The organism is Micromonospora sp. KC606 (assembly GCF_004348675.1).
Classification (GTDB): domain Bacteria; phylum Actinomycetota; class Actinomycetes; order Mycobacteriales; family Micromonosporaceae; genus Micromonospora.
The window spans coordinates 1-816 of the sequence record NZ_SMKN01000423.1; the positions used below are offsets into that span (position 1 = coordinate 1).

The following is an 816-nucleotide window of genomic DNA, read 5'->3' on the forward strand; positions in this document are numbered from 1 at the left end:
GGGCTCGTCGTCGACAGGCGCGGCGTCGGTCACGGAGGCTCCCGGTGTCGAGGGCGTGGACGGGGCCGTCAGCGACGGCGGCCGGCGGAGAACCGGCTCGCCATCTGCTTCAGCCTGGCCTGGTTCTCGGGCTTGGCCAGCTCGCGCCGGCCACGGTCGACGAGCTGCTGCCCCTTCGGGGACCGCAGGAACGCGCTGATCCGCTGCACCAGTGACATGTCGTCCTCCGTTCGGTGTCCTCCCTCATGTGTACCCCGGCCCGGCAAACCAGACGTCCACAGTGGCCCGTCAGTCAGTCAGCCGAGTACGGCCGCGACCACCTCGGTCGCACGCCACTCGTGCTGGGCGTACGCGTCGGGAAAGGCGGAGACCTGCACGGCCTGGGCCGCGACGGTCAGTGGCAGGCTCTCCCAGCCGGGGATCTCCAGCAGCACGCTGAGGAACGCCCGGGTGGCGTACTCCGGATCCATCAGGTCGGCGACGGTGCCCCAGCCGCTGCTGGGCCGCTGCTGGAACAACCCGACCGAGTCGTGGTCCCAGCCGATGGCCTGGTGCGGGTAGTTCTGCGACTCGGGCAGCACCCCGCTGGCGTAGTTGTAGAGGGTGCTCTCCTGCATGGCGGTGGCGACGGCGATGACCAGGGCTCGCCGGGGTGCGCCCATCTTCCGTCCGGCCTTGACGATCGCGATGGCGTTGTCCATCTGCGCCCGGTCCAGGCCGGTCACCGGGGCGATCACCCTGGGCTTCGGCCTGGCCTTGGGCTTCACCTTCCTGGCGGCGACGGTGGCGGTGGGCGACGGGGAGGCGGTGGAGGCC

The 816-nt window shown here is 71.2% G+C and carries 1 protein-coding gene and 1 pseudogene; both read right to left on the bottom strand.

The features are described from left to right. Window positions 1-68 precede the first annotated feature (68 nt). The gene (locus tag E1193_RS32305) at window positions 69-218 is read right to left on the bottom strand and encodes a hypothetical protein (protein WP_165945880.1); all 150 of its coding nucleotides are present in this window, start codon (window positions 216-218) and stop codon (window positions 69-71) included. Between the two features lie 78 nt (window positions 219-296). Further along, a pseudogene (locus E1193_RS31505) lies at window positions 297-816 on the bottom strand (peptidase M23); the annotation flags it as partial.